The sequence below is a fragment of the Ruegeria sp. YTSC230 genome, assembly GCF_059609665.1.
In genome coordinates, this window is the sequence record NZ_JBXWMC010000001.1 from 590840 (window position 1) to 606022 (window position 15183).

Annotated in this window: 12 protein-coding genes; 10 read left to right on the forward strand and 2 right to left on the reverse strand. The window is 56.8% G+C overall.

Annotated features, from left to right (window positions below; all coding sequences use genetic code 11):
- Window positions 1-155 precede the first annotated feature (155 nt).
- Together AC2FD9_RS02805 and AC2FD9_RS02810 are read right to left on the reverse strand one after the other, a co-directional pair.
- Window positions 156-2405, reverse strand: a complete 2250-nt coding sequence (locus AC2FD9_RS02805; RefSeq protein WP_496835286.1) for a mechanosensitive ion channel family protein — start codon at window positions 2403-2405, stop codon at window positions 156-158.
- A gap of 277 nt (window positions 2406-2682) precedes the next feature.
- Window positions 2683-3588, reverse strand: coding sequence for a LysR family transcriptional regulator (locus tag AC2FD9_RS02810; RefSeq protein ID WP_058271530.1), 906 nt, complete (start codon window positions 3586-3588; stop codon window positions 2683-2685).
- A 171-nt stretch (window positions 3589-3759) separates the two neighbouring features.
- On the opposite strand from AC2FD9_RS02810, the gene AC2FD9_RS02815 reads away from it, so the two are divergent.
- From AC2FD9_RS02815 to AC2FD9_RS02860, 10 genes are all read left to right on the forward strand, one after another.
- The gene (locus tag AC2FD9_RS02815; protein ID WP_282118511.1) at window positions 3760-7179 is read left to right on the forward strand and encodes an indolepyruvate ferredoxin oxidoreductase family protein; all 3420 of its coding nucleotides are present in this window, start codon (window positions 3760-3762) and stop codon (window positions 7177-7179) included.
- Window positions 7180-7259: 80 nt separating this feature from the next.
- Entirely contained in the window at window positions 7260-8138 is an 879-nt protein-coding gene (locus AC2FD9_RS02820) for a lysophospholipid acyltransferase family protein (RefSeq protein WP_496835289.1), read from the forward strand.
- Window positions 8139-8146: 8 nt separating this feature from the next.
- Window positions 8147-8956, forward strand: a complete 810-nt coding sequence (gene murI, locus AC2FD9_RS02825) for a glutamate racemase (protein ID WP_472723704.1) — start codon at window positions 8147-8149, stop codon at window positions 8954-8956.
- 94 nt (window positions 8957-9050) lie between these two features.
- Window positions 9051-10079: an N-acetyl-gamma-glutamyl-phosphate reductase gene (gene argC / locus AC2FD9_RS02830; RefSeq protein WP_496835291.1), complete on the forward strand. Its 1029-nt coding sequence runs from the start codon at window positions 9051-9053 to the stop codon at window positions 10077-10079.
- 7 nt (window positions 10080-10086) lie between these two features.
- Window positions 10087-10533, forward strand: a complete 447-nt coding sequence (ccmE, locus tag AC2FD9_RS02835) for a cytochrome c maturation protein CcmE (protein WP_108858699.1) — start codon at window positions 10087-10089, stop codon at window positions 10531-10533.
- Between the two features lie 124 nt (window positions 10534-10657).
- Window positions 10658-11269: a holin-associated N-acetylmuramidase gene (locus AC2FD9_RS02840; RefSeq protein WP_496760518.1), complete on the forward strand. Its 612-nt coding sequence runs from the start codon at window positions 10658-10660 to the stop codon at window positions 11267-11269.
- Window positions 11260-11838, forward strand: coding sequence for a holin family protein (locus tag AC2FD9_RS02845; RefSeq protein ID WP_496835293.1), 579 nt, complete (start codon window positions 11260-11262; stop codon window positions 11836-11838). The genes AC2FD9_RS02840 and AC2FD9_RS02845 overlap by 10 nt, the downstream gene beginning before the upstream one ends.
- A gap of 74 nt (window positions 11839-11912) precedes the next feature.
- The gene (locus AC2FD9_RS02850) at window positions 11913-13877 is read left to right on the forward strand and encodes a heme lyase CcmF/NrfE family subunit (RefSeq protein WP_496835294.1); all 1965 of its coding nucleotides are present in this window, start codon (window positions 11913-11915) and stop codon (window positions 13875-13877) included.
- The gene (locus AC2FD9_RS02855) at window positions 13874-14329 is read left to right on the forward strand and encodes a cytochrome c-type biogenesis protein (protein ID WP_058271538.1); all 456 of its coding nucleotides are present in this window, start codon (window positions 13874-13876) and stop codon (window positions 14327-14329) included. Before AC2FD9_RS02850 ends, AC2FD9_RS02855 begins: the two co-directional genes overlap by 4 nt.
- Window positions 14330-14404: 75 nt before the next feature.
- Window positions 14405-15181, forward strand: coding sequence for an enoyl-CoA hydratase-related protein (locus AC2FD9_RS02860; RefSeq protein ID WP_496835296.1), 777 nt, complete (start codon window positions 14405-14407; stop codon window positions 15179-15181).
- Window positions 15182-15183: the final 2 nt, after the last annotated feature.

Below are 15183 nucleotides of genomic sequence, written 5' to 3' on the forward strand. Positions count from 1 at the left end.
GCCTTTTAGGGCAAGGTGCCGCTTGTGGAAAGGGTCAAGTCAGCGCAGGCCAATTGTGAAAGTAAAAAACGGAACCGCCAATTGGGCCGGTTCCGTCTGTTGTTTGTAACGTGCGGGTGTCACCCGCTGACGCGTCAGCGGATGATCCATTATCGTTAAGCTGGGTTCTGCGCCTTTCTGGACGCATCTGCAGCCGCAGCGCCAACTGCTGCTTTTTGTTCTTCGGTCAGGTTTTCAGCTTCGTCCAGTCCCGGGATGGCGACACGAACTTCGCGACGGGCAAAGTCGATGCCGTTTTCCTTGAAGGCAGCCTTGACCCGGTTGAAGATCTCTTTGCGCAGAGTGAACTGCTTACCCGGTTTGGCCATGAACTTGCCGCGGATGATCATGCCGACATCGTCAAAGTCGAATACGCCCTGAGATTTGAAGGGCTGCAGGAAGCCGTCCTTGTGAACTTCGTCCTCCATCATCTCGGCACCGATCTTCTTGAAGATTTTCTTCACCTTGTTGGGATCTGTATCAAAGGGCACGGTGAATTTCAGCTTCATGATGACCCAGTCACGGCTGAAGTTGGTGATCTTCTGAATCTCACCATAGGGGATGGTGTGAACCAGACCGCGGTGGTGGCGCAATTGCATGGAGCGGATCGAGATCTTTTCGACCGTTCCCATGGTGCCGCCGATATCAACATATTCACCAACCCGGAACGCATCGTCGATCAGGAAGAAGATTCCGCCGACAATGTCCGAAACAAGCTTTTGCGCACCAAAGCCGATGGCCAGGCCAAGAATACCGGCACCAGCAAGCAGCGGCGTGATATCCAGACCCAGCGCGCCAAGCGCGAGCAGGACAAAGATCACCGCAATCGCGACCTGAGCGGTCACACGTAGCAGGGGCAGAACCGTCGCCAGACGTGATCCACCGGAACCGCCGCCTTCGCCCGCTTCTTGATCGGCACTTTGTTCAACCGCAGTTTGCTCTTTCGCAAGCCGACGGTTGATCCAAAGCGAAACGACCTCGTTCAGGATGTAGCCAACAGCAATGATGATGAAGAACTGGATGACCTTGCTACCGGATTCATCCCCACCACCCGCGATTTCACTGAGGTCGAGATCCCAAGCCCGGGCAATCATCAGGATGACAAGAATGCCGGCCAAGACCCGGCCAATCCGGATATAGCTGCGTTTGGTGGACTTGTATGCGCGCTCGGCCACCGGGCCTTCGCCAAGCATCGGTGGTTGCAGATGGCGAACCAGCCCACGTATCAGTGTATCCAAGGCAGGTGCGAGTAGCAGCCATGACATGGTGGTGAAATGCGCCCCCTTGACCAGCAACGCCAAGGACGAAGGATTGCGTTGCGCTACGATAAACTCGACCAGCAGCCAGATTACCGCCGACACGCCGATTGCGAAGTAGGGGTAGTAGTGGGCGACTTCCTCATCAAATTTGGAGTGATCAGGGTCGGTACCCAACATCATCTGAGACAGGCCTTCGCGCGCGGTCCAGGCGATGACGCCGATATAGATATGGATCGCTGCGTTCAGCCAGAAACCAATGCGTGTTTCGCCGCCGGTAATGCCGTTCAGCCTGTTGAAATGAAGCAGGAACAGCGTGAAACCGACCAAAATAAGCAGACCGATCAGGTTGCGGTGTAGGTATTTCGCCCAGTGATCATCAATGTTTACCAGCCGGTAGTGTGGTTTGCTTGGTGCAAGTACGAACCGCGAGGCCGCTGCGCCCAAGCGCGGAATCCAGATCAGGTAGAAAACGAACGGTGCCGCGTAGGTGATTTGTTCCGGAGTCAGAAGCCCGCGCCCGACCGCGCGGATGACGACATAGAACACGACCAATCCTGCGATCTCGCGGCAAAAACGGCGAAACAGGTACCTGACGGCGCCCCAAAGGTCATTTTCATCCCCAACTTCAGCATGTTCGTGCCACCGCCGAGTAAGGAATTCGAACAGCTTTTCCGCGAGGAAGCCGACGACAAGTACGCTGAGGATCAGGCCCAACAGGGTAAACGCGCCGGTTGTACCAAAGGTTGCCGAAAAGTTCTTGAAAGCGTCGGCTTGCGCACTGAAGATGTTCGGGACCGTGACGATAACCTGTGTCCACGACGCCACCATTTCGGCCCAGATCTCATTGATTTCCGTGATTGGGTCTTCGCGTTCTTCCGCTTCGGCAGCGTTTTTTTCCGCAACCGCGTCCAGACGCTCCAGCAAAATCGCGCGGACCTGGTCGTCGGACATACGTGCGACCATGTCATCGACTTGTTCGGGCGTCAGATCCTCGGGGATTGTGACGGTAGTCGGTGCACTAGAGGTACTAGTGACCTGGGCAAGTGCTGGCCCAGATAATAGCGCAATGGAGAAGAACGCCATTAACAGGCGAGTGAGGTGAAACATCGAATCTGTCCTCGACCATAAGTCTTGATGATTTTTTCGTGATCATAGGCTTAAGTGCAGGATTTTCCCAGATGTTTCACCCATTTCAGATATGAATTTAGTGTTGCGGGCAAAAAAAAGGCCGAGCACTAAGCTCGGCCGTAGTCCAACAGGGAGGTGAAGATGATGAGCGTTACAGCATCACCGCCTTCGATTGCTCATTTAGGGGGCGGTTTGTGTACTATCAAGGTTTTATAGACTGATCGCAGATCATTGCCGCTATGCTACTGGTGCATAGCTACAGTTTTCCCATCTGCTTCAACTGCTTGCGCTGCGCAATGATCTCATCCTGAACAAAGTCGCGGAATGCCGCGACGCGTTTGGAATGGCGCAGTTCCTCGGGGTAGGCGAGATAAACCGGGACATCGGCGGTTTCGATATCCGACAGGATCGACTGCAGATGCGGAAAGTCATGGGTCACGTAATCCGGCAACACACCGATGCCGAGGTTGTGCAAAACACCCTGTAAAACGCCAAAATAGTTGTTCACCGTCAACAGCGAGGTCGGATTGTAGGTCATCAGGTGCCGGACCATCATTGCGCTTGCGCCGACCTGCGGAGCCGAGGGTGTCTGGCAAATCAACCTGTGTTTCGAGATGTCTTCGGGACTTTCCGGGCTGCCGCGTTCTTCCAGGTATTCCGGCGTAGCATAAAGCTGCATCTGCACGGTCATCAGGCGTTTTCGCACCAGATCGGCCTGGCTGGGCTCTTTCATGCGGATGGCTACATCAGCCTCGCGCATCGGCAGGTCGAGAACACGCTCCTCCAGCATCAGGTCAATGTTCAGATCGGGGTATTGCTCGTATAGTTTCGGGAGGCGTGGCGCCAGCCACAGTGTACCGAAGCCAAACGTGGTGGTGACGCGCAGAACTCCGAACACTTCTTCTTCGCTGTCGCGAATGCGGGCAGCGGCAGCATCTAGGCGTTTCGACATGGCCGATGTCGCGTCGAACAGCAGCTCACCCTGTTCGGTTAGAATCAGTCCCCGGGCGTGGCGGTGAAAAAGTGTCGAATCAAGCGATTCTTCAAGCGCGCGGATCTGCCGGCTGACCGCGGATTGGGACAGATTCAGCTTGTCTCCCGCATGAGTCAGGCTGCCCGCATCCGCAACCGCGTGAAATATCCTTAACTTGTCCCAATCCATCGCCGCAACTTTCGTTATCCTTCCGAAGCCCTATATGAAATAGGTAACAAGTTCTACATTCAAACTGTTGAAACGTTACAATAACAGACTGGTAGGTCCTATACAGGTCAGCTTTTTTGACCTAAAATGCGTATGAATGAAGCACACTGATCTGACGAGGGGAGGCGTCCGATGAGTCAGCCACAAATATCGCTAAACGACCGGTTCGATCTTGAGAAAAACCCCGTTCTTTTGAACGGCACACAGGCGCTGGTGCGTCTTATGCTGATGCAGAAGGCACGGGACAATGAGGCGGGTCTGAATACCGCAGGTCTTGTGACCGGATACCGCGGCTCGCCCCTTGGGGCTGTAGATCAACAGATGATACGAGCCCAGAAACATCTGGCTGAAAGCGATGTGACCTTTCAGTTCGGGCTGAACGAAGATCTGGCGGCCACGGCATTGTGGGGCAGTCAGCAGGCCGGCCTGCGCGGCGACGGCAAGTTCGACGGCGTTTTTGGTCTTTGGTACGGCAAGGGGCCGGGCGTGGACCGATCCGGCGACGTGATGCGTCACGCGAACATGGCCGGAACCGCCAAACATGGCGGCGTTCTGATGGCGATGGGCGATGACCATACCGGCGAAAGCTCGACCGTGTTGCATCAGTCTGAATGGTCTTTGGTCGACATGTACATGCCTGTGGTTAGCCCCGCTGGTGTGCAGGAAATCTTGGACTATGGCATCTACGGGTTCGCACTCAGCCGGTTTGCAGGCGTCTGGGTCGGCCTGAAGACGATGAAAGACACGATCGAGGTTACTTCGGTTGTGGATGGCAGCCCGGATCGCATGAATGTTGTGGTTCCCGAATTCGACATGCCTGAAGGCGGTTTGAACATTCGGTTGGGTGATACACCGCACCTGCAGGAAGCACGGGTCATCGACTATAAGCGCTTCGCGGCCGAGACGTTCTCGCGTGCCAACAAGATGGACAAGCGTGTCTGGGGCAAGCCGGGTGCGAAAATCGGGTTTGTAGCGGCCGGCAAGAACTGGCTGGACCTGACGCACGCCATGTCACTGCTGAATATCGACGAGGCCGAGGCCGAGCGCCTGGGCATTACGACTTACAAGATTGGTCAGACATTCCCGCTGGATATGGCAGGCTTCCATGACTGGGCCGAGGGCTTGGACCTTATTGTAATCGTTGAAGAAAAACGAAAGCTGATCGAGGTTCAGGTTAAAGAGGCCATCTTTGACGACCGCCGCGGACGCCGTGTTTACGGTTGGTACAAGGGCGGAGCCGGGACCTTGCATCGGGAAGAGCTGTTCCCGACACGTGGCGCACTGGACCCGATCATGATCGCCGAAAAACTGGGCGATATCCTGATCGAAGAAGGGCGCGATACAGACGGGGTGCGCGCCGGGATGGCCAAGCTTTCCGAGGCGCGCCGGGCGGATAATGCAGAAGAGATTGCAACGCGTTTGCCGTATTTCTGTTCAGGCTGCCCGCATAACAGTTCGACCAAACTGCCCGATGGCAGCCGGGCCTATGCGGGGATAGGCTGTCACTACATGGTGCAGTGGATGGATCGGGAAACCACCGGGTTCACCCAGATGGGCGGAGAGGGTGCGAACTGGATCGGCGAAGCGCCGTTCTCGACGACCGATCACGTGTTTCAGAACCTGGGCGACGGAACATACAACCACTCGGGCGTTCAATCGATCCGAGCGGCGCTGTCGGCTGGAACCAACATTACCTTCAAAATCCTGTTCAATGATGCCGTCGCCATGACGGGCGGGCAGGATAACGAAGGTGATCTGAGCGCAGAGCGGATCGTGGCCGAGGTCAAGGCGATGGGCGTTCAGCATGTGGCCGTGGTTTACGACGAAAAAGAAGATGTGAACTTCAAGGCGATGCCGTCCGGCGTGGAAACCTTTGAGCGCGCTGAACTGATGAACGTGCAGAAGAAATTCCGCGAGATCGAAGGCGTTTCGGTCATTGTCTATGTTCAGACCTGTGCGGCAGAAAAGCGTCGCCGACGCAAGCGGGGTACGTTCCCGGATCCAGACAAGCGCGTGTTCATCAACTCGGACATTTGCGAAGGATGCGGCGATTGCGGGGTTCAGTCGAACTGCGTCTCGATCGTTCCGAAAGAGACTGAACTTGGGCGCAAGCGCGCTATCGACCAATCTAGCTGCAACAAGGATTTCTCTTGTCTGAAAGGGTTTTGCCCGTCTTTCGTGACTTTGGAAGGGGCAAAGATCCGCAAAGAAGCCACGACCGAGATCGATTTGCCGGACTTGCCGATGCCCGTTCTGCCGACGATCAACGGTACACATAACGTGGTCATTACCGGTATTGGCGGGACCGGAGTGGTCACTCTGGGCGCTGTGATGGCGCAAGCGGCTCAGATCGACGGCAAGGGCGCCGGGATGATGGAGATGGCGGGTCTGGCCCAAAAAGGTGGCGCAGTGCACATCCACTGCCGTCTGGCCAACCGACCCGAAGATATCAGCGCCATTCGTGTGGCTACCGGCGAGGCGCATGCGCTGATCGGGGGCGACCTTGTTGTGTCCGCTGGGGCCAAAACCCTGGGTCTGACCCGCACGGGTCAAACCGGTGCCGTGGTTAACAGCCATGAAACCGTCACGGGCGACTTTACCCGCGACACAAACTTTCAGATCCCCGGTGATCGACTAGAGCTTGCGCTGCAAGCACGGCTGAAAGAGGGCCTGTCGCTATTTGACGCCACTGATCTGGCGCGCGCGGTTATGGGCGACTCGATCTATTCGAACATGATGGTCCTGGGTGCCGCCTGGCAACGTGGTCTGCTACCGATCAGCCATGAAGCGATGTTACAGGCGATCGAGTTGAACGGGACCGCGGTTGAGCGCAACAAACGCGCCTTTGATATCGGCCGTTGGGCCGTTCTGCATCCGCAGGACGTCACCGCGATTTTGAGCCCTCAGGTGACTGAGCTGCCAAAAACTTTAGAACAGCTGATTGATTTCCGTGCGCAGCACCTGACCGACTACCAAGGCGCCCGTCTGGCAAAACGTTATCGTAAGCTTGTCGATAGCTTCGAGGATGAATCCGTCAAAGAGGCCGTCGCAAGAGGGTATCATAAGCTGTTGTCCTACAAGGACGAATACGAAGTTGCGCGTCTGTTGCTGCGTAGTCGGGAACAGGCTGCGGCCGAGTTTGACGGCGACTTCAAAATGACCCTGCACCTTGCGCCACCGATTTTGGGTGGCAAGGACGCAGAGGGTCGGCCACGCAAGCGGACATTCGGAGAGTGGATGTTGGGTCCGTTGAAGCTGCTTTCCAGGTTGAAAGGCCTGCGTGGTACTCCATTGGACATCTTTGGCTACAGCACCGAGCGACGGATGGAGCGTGCCTTGATCCGGCAATATGAACACGATCTCAAAGAGATAGCGCCCTTGGTTACACCACAAACTCACGATGCGGTTGTCGCTTTGGCCAAGCTTCCGCTTGAGATTAAGGGCTTTGGCCCGGTTCTACTTGAAAACGAGGCTAAGGCCGCAAAAAGGCGCGAAGAACTGTTGGCGACCATTCGAAATGGCGGTCCTGAAATGCAAGCCGCCGCTGAATAATCCGTCACAAGCCTGTCACGATAGCTAGGCAAAATTGTTACTTGGCACTATCTAGCAGGTGCCAAGTATCGGAGTTCGAAATGCCCTCGCGCCGCCACGTTGCTCGTGACATCTCTTATGCCTATTCCGCTGAAACCAAAAGCGGGCGTATGGTCATTAAGTTGATGGAGAATACAACGGGTCGCATGCGCCTGATTAAGCGTGCAGACGGGTATGAAAAAGAAGTTGCCGACGGGCGTGATTTCTGGGCGGTCATGGTTGAGAGGTACGGGCTTTCGCTGGACGTGGTCGGCGGGTCGTTGTCGAACATCCCCCGAACCGGGCCACTGATCCTGATTGCCAACCATCCCTATGGCATTTTGGACGGAATGATGATGGGTCACATTTTGTCCGAAACGCGGGGCGATTTTCGCATTCTGGCAAACCATGTGTTTCGGAAAGCCGAAGACTTGGACAACATTGTCTTGCCGATATCGTTTGAAGAAACGAAAGAGGCGATGAAGCAGAATATTGAAACGCGCAAAACCGCGCTGAACTATCTTGGTGATGGCGGTGCCATTGGGATATTCCCGGGTGGAACGGTCAGCACTGGCCTGAAACCGTTCTCTCATCCGATGGATCCGGGCTGGCGCGGGTTTACCGCAAGGATGGTGGCCAAATCTAACGCGACTGTCGTGCCGGTTTTCTTTGACGGTCACACATCGTGCCTATTCCAGATCGCCAGCCATCTGCACAACACATTGCGCATGGGTTTGCTGATCAAAGAGTTCAAAAAGCGCGTCGATACGCCGGTAAAAGTGGTCATCGGTGAGCCAATTTCCCGAGACGTTCTGGACCCGCTGGCAACGGATAAACGCAAGATGATGGATTTCTTACGCAAAGCCACGTATGAGCTGTCCCCGAAGCCGCTGAAGTCTTATGACTATGGCTATGAATTTGAGGAACGGCATCGCGCCTGAAGGGGCAAATGGCAGTAGGCATCTTTGATTCCGGGTTGGGCGGCTTGACCGTCCTGAACGCCGCGCAGAAACGTCTGCCGGACGTGGATTTTCTGTATTTCGCGGACAGCGAACACGCGCCCTACGGCGTGCGGGACGCTGAAAACATTTACGACCTGACACGCAGGGCGGTGAACGATCTGTGGAACCGGGGCTGTGACCTGGTGATTCTGGCCTGCAATACCGCTAGTGCTGCGGCGTTACGCCGGATGCAGGAAGAGGGGGTGCCCGAAGGCAAGCGCGTGCTTGGCGTGTTTGTTCCGCTGATCGAAGCGCTGACGGAACGGCAGTGGGGCGACAACAGTCCTCCGCGTGAGGTTGCAGTGAAGCACGTGGCCCTGTTTGCAACGCCTGCCACAGTGTCCAGTCGGGCCTTTCAGCGGGAACTGGCATTTCGGGCCATCGGCGTGGATGTTGAAGCGCAGGCCTGTGGAGGCGTCGTAGACGCGATTGAAGACGGCGACATGATCCTGGCAGAAGCGCTGGTTCGGTCCCATGTGGACGCGCTAAGGCGCAAGATGCCGGAACCGCAAGCCGCGATTCTAGGCTGTACCCACTATCCTTTGATGGCTGAGACCTTCCAAAAGGCACTGGGGTCGGACGTTCAGGTGTACAGTCAGGGTGATTTGGTTGCCGAAAGCCTTGCGGACTACCTGCAACGGCACCCGAAAATGCAAGGAAACGGCGAGGGTGGATTTTTAACCACCGGCAAGCCCGCGTTTGTCAGCGACAGGGCGACACAATTCCTCCGACGACAAATCACCTTCGAGGCTGCCTGACTTAGGTCAAGGACGCAGCCTGTTTGATCCCGTAGTTCAACGACCGTCACACCGGCGATCGTATCCTGTGACACACTGAAACAAGAGGTCTCACATGACCCATAGAATCGCAATATTGGGCGCATCTGGTTATACCGGCGCTGAACTGGTGCGGCTGATCGCTGAGCACCCGAATATAGACATCGTCGCGCTGGCAGCCGAGCGTAAGGCTGGTCAGTCGATGGCGCAGGTCTTTCCGCATCTGCGGCACATGGACTTGCCGGATCTGTGCAAAATCTCCGAGATCGACTTTTCGCAAGTCGACCTGTGTTTTTGCGCGCTGCCGCATAAAACCAGTCAAGAGGTCATTCGGGACTTGCCCAAGACCCTGAAGATCGTCGATCTGTCTGCGGATTTCAGGCTGCGCGACCCCGAAGAGTACGAGAAGTGGTACGGAAACCCGCATGTGGCAATGGAGCAGCAGGAAGAGGCGGTCTATGGCCTGACCGAGTTCTACCGGGATGAGATCCGCAATGCGCGCCTTGTGGCCGGAACCGGCTGCAATGCGGCGACTGGTCAGTACGTGCTGCGCCCGCTGATTTCGGCCGGCGTCATTGATCTGGACGATATCGTTTTGGATCTGAAATGCGCTGTGTCCGGGGCAGGGCGGTCGCTGAAGGAAAACCTGCTGCATGCAGAGCTTAGCGAAGGCTACAACGCCTATGCGGTTGGCGGCACGCATCGACATCTGGGTGAGTTTGATCAGGAATTCTCGGCTCTGGCCGGGCGGACCGTTCACGTGCAATTCACACCACACCTGATCCCGGCCAACCGGGGTATTCTGGCAACGACTTATGTCAAGGGTGATCCGAGCAGCGTATATGAGGCGCTGGCAAAGGCTTACGTAGACGAACCCTTTATCCAGATGCTGCCCTTTGGCGAGGCACCCTCGACCCACCATGTGCGGGGATCGAACTTCTGCCATATCGGTGTGGTGGCAGATCGGATAGAACGCCGGGCCATTGTGATTGGCGCGTTGGATAACCTGACAAAAGGTAGCAGTGGGCAAGCCTTGCAGAACGCTAACCTGATGTTAGGTGAGGATGAAACCCGGGGCCTGATGATGGCCCCCTTGTTCCCGTGAGGACGGTATGAAAACGCTCAAGAAACGTCGTCGAATTCAGGTTATTGTGCTGGCAGCTGTCGCTTTGGCGCTGTCGACGGCGTTGATTGGGTATGCCATGCGGGACGGCATCAATTTCTTCCGTTCACCCAGCCAGGTGATCGCCGAGCCCCCCAAGCCGACCGAAGTATTTCGGATTGGCGGACTGGTCGAAGAAGGCTCGATCGTGCGGGGGCAGGGCAAGACGGTACGCTTCGTCGTGACCGATGGCGGCGATAGTGTTCCCGTAGCCTTTACCGGCGTTCTGCCGGACCTGTTCACAGAAAATCAGGGAATGATCGGCACCGGATCTTACGTAAATGGCGTTTTCGAAGCCACTGAAATTCTTGCCAAACACGATGAAACCTACATGCCGAAAGAGGTCGTAGATGCCTTGAAGGAACAGGGTGTCTATAAGGAGGTCGACGGAGGCTGATCCAGGACCGAATTCTAGTTTGAAAACAAGGGCGTTGCGTGCACATGACACTCAGCGCCCTTTTTGATTGCCACGTGTTAACGAATTTACCCGAGCCTTTGCGCAATCACGGGCGGAGGGTGCGATGCAGACGGTTCGGCAAATTGCGACTGAGATCGTGGGGCGAGAGGGCGGGTTCGTAGATGACCCGGATGATCCGGGCGGCGCAACGAACTATGGTGTGACCGTTCATACCATGCGGCGTCTGGGTCTGGATTTGTCTAGTGATGGGGTGGTGGACCAAACGGATGTGCGAAGACTCAGCAAAGCGCAGGCCGTTGATATTTTCGTCCGACATTATTTTGAGCTTCCACGCCTGAGGCTGTTGCCCAAGATGGTCCAACCCTCGGTGTTTGACATGTACGTCAATGCAGGTGCGCAGGCAGTCCGCATTCTGCAGCGATTGTTGCGCGAAATGGGATTCGACGTAGTCGTTGACGGTGTTGTCGGGCCACAGACAGCTCGGGCATGCCAAAGCGCGGCCAAGTCCGACCCGGTAACGTTCGCAGATGCCTATGGGGTCGCGCGCCGCAACTATTATTTCCGTCTCGCGGACCGAAGGCCCGCGTCCCGCAAATACGCGCGTAGCAGGGCGGGCGGTAAAGGGGGCTGGATCCGACGAGCGGAAGAGTTTGTTTCGCCCTCCTATCATCTGACGGACACAGAGTTTCAAAAGAGGATTTCACGATGGGATTGATCTCGGGTATTTTGGCTTTTCTGTTTGGAAACGAGCGCAACATCATACGCGAAACTGTCGAAGTCTTTCGGGAAAATGCCGAAAGCGGCGCCGAGAGGGGTTTGCAGGTTCGACAGCAGGCCGTCAGTCAGTTCGCGGCAGAATTCCATGGCGCTGGAAAAGCTCCGTTTGATCGGTTTATCGACGGGCTTAACCGCCTGCCCAGGCCCGCGATGGCACTGGGAACGCTTGGTCTTTTCGTGGCAGCCATGGTCGATCCGGTCTGGTTTTCGGCGCGTATGCAGGGGATCGCCCTAGTACCCGAGCCGTTGTGGTGGTTGCTGGGGGTGATTGTGTCCTTTTATTTCGGCGCGCGGCATCAGGCCAAGGTGCAAGAATTGCAACGCGAAATTTCCGCCACTATGATGCGCACTCCGCAAGTGGTTGGGAACCTAAAGGCGCTGGCGGCGATGCGTAGCGACAGCGTGGGTGTGGCCAAACCCGGCCCGGACGCGGCACTGACAGCAGACACAATAAAATCCGACGAAAACCCTGCGTTAGAGACATGGCGGCGCAAAAGGGCCGGCTGACCCGCGACACTATGTTCGCGGCAAGAGGGCGAAAGTGATTGGTGCTTGTCACGCAACAGGATTATATCCGGGGCATGATTACAGAACTTGGCCATTTCGCCCTGATCCTCGCCTTCCTCGTCGCAATCGTGCAGTCGATCGTCCCCTTGATCGGCGCAGCCAAACGCTGGGTCGGCTGGATGGGGGTCGCGGAACCCGCGGCAATCGTCCAGTTCTTGCTGGTTTCTTTCTCGTTCGGAGCCTTGGTCTGGGCGTTCGTGACTTCGGACTTTTCCCTGCGTGTGGTCGTCGAGAACAGCCATTCGGCCAAGCCGATGCTGTACAAGATCAGCGGGACGTGGGGAAACCACGAGGGCTCGATGCTGTTGTGGGTTCTTATCGTGTCATTGTTCGGAGCGATGGCTGCGTTTTTCGGAGGTGGCTTGCCACCGACATTGAAAGCGCGGGTTCTGTCGGTTCAATCGATGATTGCGGTGGCGTTTTTTGCGTTCATCCTGTTCACCTCGAACCCCTTTGATCGGCTGATCGTCGCCCCGTTTGACGGTCGCGACCTGAACCCGTTGTTGCAGGATCCCGGCTTGGCCTTCCATCCGCCGTTCCTGTATCTGGGTTATGTGGGGCTTAGCATGGCATTCAGTTTTGCTGTGGCCGCCCTGATCGAAGGGCGTGTTGATGCCGCATGGGGCCGCTGGGTGCGTCCGTGGACCCTGGCCGCGTGGATATTCCTGACCATTGGCATCGCTCTGGGATCATGGTGGGCCTATTACGAGCTGGGTTGGGGTGGTTTCTGGTTCTGGGACCCGGTGGAAAACGCCTCGTTCATGCCATGGCTTTTGGCCGCTGCCCTGTTGCATTCCGCCATCGTCGTGGAAAAACGCGAAGCGTTGAAAAGTTGGACCATCCTTTTGGCCATCATCGCATTCGGCTTTTCGCTGATCGGGACATTCATCGTACGGTCGGGCTTGCTGACTTCTGTGCATGCCTTTGCAAATGACCCGGAACGCGGCGTCTTTATCTTGATCATTCTGGTGCTCTTCATCGGTGGCGCACTGACCCTGTTCGCGGCCCGCGCACAAGCGATGGAGGCAAAGGGTGTGTTCAGCGTTGTCAGCCGCGAAAGCGCGTTGATTCTAAATAACATCCTGCTGGCAGTCAGCTGTTTCGTGGTATTCTTCGGAACGATGTGGCCGATGGTGGCCGAGATGGCGTTTGACCGTAAGCTCTCGGTCGGGGCGCCATTCTTCAACGCGGCCTTCACGCCCTTCATGGTGGCCTTGGGAATTGCTTTGCCGATAGGGTCCATGTTGCCATGGAAACGGGGCAAATTGGGCAAGACGGCCTATTCCCTGCGCTATGTGTTCATCTTGTCGGTCGCGTTGGCCCTGTTGGTCTGGGTTATGCAGACCGGGCGCAGCGCCCTTGGGCCAATCGGACTGTTTCTTGGGGCCTGGATCACTTTAGGTGCGGCTGTGGACTTGTGGAGCCGCACCGGTCGCAAGGGCAGTATCCAACGTCTGTTCCGCTTACCTGGCGCGGACTGGGGTAAAGCTGTGGCTCATACCGGGCTTGGCGTGACCATCTTTGCCATTGCCGGTCTGACCGCGTGGGAGGTTGAAGATATCCGCGTTGCGCAGCCCGGTCAGCCGTTTGAAGTTGGGCAGTTCACACTGACGCTTGGAAACGTCCGCGAAGTTAAGGGACCGAACTATTTCTCAACCACTGCGGATGTTCAGGTTGAAAAGAGCGGTCGGTCTATGGGCACGCTGCATCCCGAGAAACGCAATTACCCCGTTGCCCGGATGCCTACTACCGAGGCGGCGATCGACTATCGCTTTTGGGGCGACCTCTATGTCGTGATAGGGGACCAGCAAGCCGATGGTGGTTGGGTCATGCGGACTTACATCAAACCTCTGGCCAACTGGATCTGGGGCGGATGTATCCTGATGGCATTGGGCGGGCTTCTGAGCTTGACTGACCGCAGGTTCCGGGTGGCAGCGGGGGCGCGCAAAGCACCCTCGGGTGGAGTACCGGCGGAATGAAGCGTCTGATCCTGATTTTCGCCCTGATCGCATCGCCCTTGTTTGCGGTGCAGCCAGACGAGGTACTGGAGGACCCGGTCCTGGAGCAACGCGCGCGTGACCTGAGCACCGGCCTGCGCTGCCTTGTCTGCCGCAACGAAAGCATCGACGAAAGCAATGCCGAACTTGCCCGCGATCTACGTTTGTTGCTGCGCGAACGGCTGGTCGCGGGCGATACCGATGAGGAAGCGGTCGATTTTATAGTGGATCGTTACGGTGAATACGTTCTGTTAAAGCCTACGGTTACGGGGGCGAACCTGATGCTTTGGCTGGCCGGTCCGATCATGCTGTTGATCGCCGCCGTGATAGGCTGGAGTTTTTTACGCAACCGATCTCAGGCGGTGGGCACTGAAGTCAAGGATGGCCTCAGCGAAGCTGAGAAAGAACGCCTGCGCCAGATTCTTGACGACTGACCCACCGTATTTCTTTCCCTTCGTCTTGAATTGAGTCAGGGTTCCCTAATGCCGTGAGCATGGGGAGAGGACTACATGGACTATGAGGCTATACTGCTGGATATCACTGACAATCTGGCAGAGGTAACCCTGAACCGGCCCGACAAGATGAACGCGCTGACCGCACAGATGCGGGCCGAGGTCACCCATGCGATGACACATGCGGCCCGGCATGCGCGGGCAATCGTGCTGACAGGGGCAGGGGGCGCCTTCTGCTCGGGTCAGGACCTGGGCGATTCTTCCAGCACAGGCCGGATTGATCTGGAACGCACACTGCGCGACGAATACGATCCCATGCTGGAATCCATCTACAACTGTCCGGTCCCAACCATCGCAGCCGTCAACGGACCAGCTGCCGGGGCCGGGGCGAACATTGCGCTCAGCGCCGATGTGGTGATTGCGACTGAAAGCGCGTATTTCCTGCAGGCGTTTTCCCGTATCGGCTTGATGCCGGATGCGGGCGGCACATGGTTCCTGCCACGCCAGATGGGGTTCGCCAAGGCCATGGGCGCTGCGCTGTTTGCCGACAAGGTCAGTGCCAGACAGGCGGACGAATGGGGAATGATCTGGGAAGCGGTGGCTGACGACGATTTCGACGCGCATTGGCGCAAGCGAGCTGCCTATCTGGCAAACGGACCGACCACCGCGTTTGGCGCGATCAAACAGGCAATCCGCGGAACTTACGACAACACTCTGCCGCAGCAACTGGAGATGGAGGCGCATTTGCAGGGCGACTGTGGCCGTTCGCGCGACTTTTCCGAGGGCGTTGTCGCCTTCATGGAAAAACGCCCCCCGAAATTCGAGGGGCGCTGAAA